Source organism: Rhodovarius sp., from assembly GCF_040399605.1.
In the GTDB taxonomy this organism is placed as follows: Bacteria; Pseudomonadota; Alphaproteobacteria; order Acetobacterales; family Acetobacteraceae; genus Rhodovarius; species Rhodovarius crocodyli_A.
Genome location: NZ_JBBARU010000140.1, coordinates 1 through 3,891 on the forward strand (window position 1 = coordinate 1; position 3,891 = coordinate 3,891).

A 3,891-nucleotide genomic window follows, 5' to 3' on the forward strand; every position below is an offset into this window, starting at 1 on the left:
GCGGTGCCGTGCCGCTGGATGCGGTGAGAGGTCGCTTACGTTGCTCTAAGTGCGGGCTGCGGCCTACCAGCACCGAAATGACAGACGACCCCTCGGGAATGCGGGATTACCAGGGCCTGCCGCAGCCTCGGAATGAATACGGCAGGCCGAGGCCCTACCCCGAGGGGGTGCCTGATAGTCTTGCGGCCTAGGGGCTGCAACCGGCTGGGGAGGCTGCCCTGTACGCTAATACAGAAAAACTCGCGCGCAGCGTGAACTACCCCATCACTGGCACATTAATTTTACCCTAGCGTTTTTACCGCTTTGAATTGTCAATCGAAAAGCTTTGGTAATTACCCATCCCCCTCTCTGACGGATGACTTCTGGGCCTGCTCTGTCGTCAGAGCCAACCAAAATCCGCATTGTTCACGCTGGAGCCGTGGGCGGCGCCAAGCAGTTGCATCGTACCGGTGTAGTTGTTGTCGGCGAACTCGATCAGAATCTCGACAATTGAGCCATCGGTGGTATCGTAGACTTCGTAGATCGCACCATTCCTATGCTCCGTGGCCGCGCGCGCATAGGTGAAGGTCGAGCCGACGCCGAAGCCCTCAAACCGGATGAAATCCTGTTCCGCCGCATAACCGCCAGCACCTTGGAAGTCGATGATGTGGTCGAGAAGCCCTTGGGCGCTGTCGTTCGAGATTTGGCCCTTGTTGAAAAAGAACGTGTCATTTCCGGCCCCGCCCTTCATGCGATCGGAACCTTCGCCGCCCTGGATCTTGTCACTGCCATCGCCGCCGTCGATCCGGTCATTTCCGGCACCGCCGTTGATCGCATCATTTCCTGCACCGCCGCTGATCGTGTCATCGCCGGCACCGGCCCGGATCACATCATTGCCGCCACGGGCCTGGATCATTTGGCCGGTGTTGTTACCGACAAACAGATCGGGATCGTTGGTAAGAATAGAAGTCATGGTAAGACTAACACTCCTGTTAATCTTAGCACTAATTTTTGCCCTTGCGATTGCGTTGATAGGCATTAATATAGATAAAGCGAGTGAAGTGGTCAATTAGATAACTTTCTGGATAGTTTTTTTAATTTGTCGTTAAGACTTTTTACCTAATAGTGTCTGATTTTCAGTTTATTGTTAATTTCTCACATGGCTGGCCCTGAACGACCTGATCAGGCGCAGGCGACTTCCCCGCCGAGCAGATCTCGGATGGCCTGCAGTGCGGGCTGACCGCCCAGGCGGGCGGGCCCATTCGCTGGAAGAGTGGATTGACGTGGAGACGGAAAACTAGCTTAGCGGGATACGCGCGAGCCTTGCGACCATCCTCGCTATCGCAGAAATGAACACGGCGGATGAACCGCCAGCCGGGAGAGAAACATGAATTTGCAACGCCGAAGCCTGCTTGCCGCCAGCCTCGCAGCCCCTGCCCTGGCGCAGGCGCAAAGCGAATGGCGGCCCACGCGGCCCATGAGCTTCATCCTGCCCTTCGCCGCTGGCTCCGGCACGGATGCGGTGGCGCGGGTATTGGCGCAAATGCTGGGAGCGGAACTCGGTACCACCATCACGGTGGACAATCGCGCGGGCGCCAATGGCACCATCGCGGCGGCGGCTGCCATGCGCGCGGCACCTGATGGGCACACACTCTTCGTCACCACCAACACCACACATGGCGCCAATTCCTGGCTGCTGAAGCGGCTGGATTATGACCCCATCGCCGACTTCACGCCGATCGCCCGGCTTGGCCAATATGTCTTCTGGCTGGTGGTGGGCGCCGATGTGCCGGCCCGCAACTTCCAGGAATTAATTGCCCTCGCCCGCGCGCGGCCCGGCCAGATCAGCTATGCCAGCGGCAATGGCACTGGGATTGTGGCCGGTGCGACCATAGCCCGGCTGGCAGGCGTGGACATGCTGCATGTCCCCTACCGCTCCACCCCGCCGGCGCTGACCGATGTGCTGGCAGGCCGCGTCACCTCCATCGTCGTGGACCTCACGCCCTCGCTTGGTCATGTCCGCGACGGGAGACTGCGCGCGCTGGGACAGACCAATAAGCGCCGCTCGGCCTTGATCCCTGACGTTCCGACGCTCGATGAGGTGGGGCTGACCGGGTTTGACCTGCAGAGCTTCGCCGCGCTTTTCGGCCCGGCACGCATGCCGCCCGAGGTGGTGGCGACGATTTCGGCCGCCATGCAGCGCATCGGCGCGCGGCCCGAATATCGCACCCGAATGGCTGATCTCGGCTTTGACGGCTTCACCTCGACGCCCGAGGAGTTGAACCGCTTCGTGGTCGAGCAGATTGCCGCCTGGGGCGAGATGATCCGCGGCGCCGGGATCGAACCGGAATAGAATGGCCCGCCAGCAATGGTTGGCTCTGGCAGGCGTTAAGGGGTGGGGAGCCTCACAGGCCCCGTAACCTGCAACTCCCGCTCCAGCCCCACCAGGAAGGCCCAGGCGGCTTGCTGGTGGTGGATGGGGCAGGTGACGCTGGATTTCTCGGTCACACCATGGTGGGGATTGAGGGACCCCTCGCAAGTAATGAAAATGGCTCTCTTCCGCCCCTATGCGTTTTATAATTCCCGCATGTCAAACCCTGTCTCCTCCCCCGAGAAGGCCACAAGCTCCAAGCGCCCTGTTGGCCGCCCAACCGCCTACAGGCCTGAGATGTGCGAGCAACTGATCGAGGCTATGGCAGGAGGCCATTCGGCAGAGGCTGGTGCTGCCAAGATCAGTATCAGCGCCAGGAGCCTATTCGAGTGGCAGAAGCTCCATCCAGAATTCCTCATGGCCATCCAGGAGGGGCGCCACAGGGCCGTGCTGTTTTGGGAGTCCTTGGCCATCGACGTGGCACGGGGAAAGTCCGGCAACAGCCAGATGATCACGCTGGCCTTAAAAAAGGAAACCGGGCGGCCAGCGGCTGGCACCATGACGTTCAGAAGACCGAACTCACTGGCGCCGATGGTGGGGCCATTCAGACAGAGGTGAAGACCACCATCGATGCTTCGGCCCTGGCCCCAGAGGCTCGAGCAGCCCTGAGGGCGGCGATTCTCGCGGCGAAGGGTGCTGGTTGAGAATATTGGTCGCGAGGTGCGATGTTGCGTGATGCGTGGATTTCAAAAAACCGGCAAAGCGTGAGCCTTAGGCTCAAGATCTATCGAAGGTGATTCGCAATGCTCCGCGCGTGCGCGCGAGAAAAAATCATCAATTACGGTAATGGTGGATGGTTAAGGAGCTGAATTGACGGTCCATCATGTCGTAACAATTACGCGCGCACATGCGAGGCAGGCTGATACTCGCGCGTGCGCGGTCAAAACGACTCACCAGCGGCTTTTGCGGGTCGGGCGCTACCCTACCCCCATCCAGGGCCTGAAACGCCGCTGGTGACTCTACCGCCGGTCTGGAATGGTATTCTGCGGGGCGATCTAGGGCGGCGATGGCTGGGGGGATTGGGCGGGATGGTGGTGGCAGGATAGCGGCCCCGGCCGCGTGCCGCCTGCGCCCAGGGCCGCTAGGCGCACGGGCCAAGCCGGCCAGCAGCACCTCGCCCTGCGGCTTGGGCATGGCCATATCCAGAACGGCGCCATCCAGCGCCGGTGACGCGGCCTTCCAGAAGGCGGCCCGGATCATCCAGCCGGAAGGCTGCAGTGGCGCCGATGACGAGCACATTTCTGCGCTGCAGAAACGCGACCCGGCTGATCAGCCCTAGCGTCATCGGTTTGGCGATCAGCATGGCGCGGCCGAAAAAAGAAGCTTTCGTGCAGTCAAAGCCTAAACCCCCTTGGCGCGAGTGCCGGAACAACTGCCCTAGAAAAAACAAAACCCCGCCGGCAAGCGCAATTGGCGCCCGACGGCGGGGGTTAGCTCATCTCAATCAGCCAGCCGCATGGGACGACGCCATGCGCAAGAAC

Annotated in this window: 4 protein-coding genes; 3 read left to right on the forward strand and 1 reads right to left on the reverse strand. The window is 60.8% G+C overall.

Going from position 1 to position 3,891, the window contains the following annotated elements; translation table 11 throughout:
- Positions 1-379 precede the first annotated feature (379 nt).
- Positions 380-952 carry a hypothetical protein gene (locus ABWP84_RS18250; protein ID WP_353213450.1) on the reverse strand — a complete coding sequence of 191 codons (573 nt, stop codon included), beginning with the start codon at positions 950-952 and terminating at the stop codon, positions 380-382.
- A gap of 414 nt (positions 953-1,366) precedes the next feature.
- Here ABWP84_RS18250 and ABWP84_RS18255 point away from each other — a divergent pair, with 414 nt between their 5' ends.
- From ABWP84_RS18255 to ABWP84_RS18265, 3 genes are all read left to right on the forward strand, one after another.
- The gene (locus tag ABWP84_RS18255) at positions 1,367-2,332 is read left to right on the forward strand and encodes a tripartite tricarboxylate transporter substrate binding protein (RefSeq protein WP_353213451.1); all 966 of its coding nucleotides are present in this window, start codon (positions 1,367-1,369) and stop codon (positions 2,330-2,332) included.
- Positions 2,333-2,464: 132 nt separating this feature from the next.
- Positions 2,465-2,968 (forward strand): hypothetical protein, encoded by a 504-nt coding sequence (locus tag ABWP84_RS18260; protein WP_353213452.1) that lies wholly within the window; start codon positions 2,465-2,467, stop codon positions 2,966-2,968.
- 668 nt (positions 2,969-3,636) lie between these two features.
- Positions 3,637-3,891: hypothetical protein (locus ABWP84_RS18265; protein WP_353213453.1), on the forward strand; the 255-nt coding region annotated here is incomplete at its 3' end.

What these genes read in the sequence shown, in the direction of transcription:
- ABWP84_RS18250 (WP_353213450.1), bottom strand. Translation starts at nt 952, where the DNA reads ATGACTTCTATTCTTACCAACGATCCCGATCTGTTTGTCGGTAACAAC.
- ABWP84_RS18255 (WP_353213451.1), top strand. Translation starts at nt 1,367, where the DNA reads ATGAATTTGCAACGCCGAAGCCTGCTTGCCGCCAGCCTCGCAGCCCCT.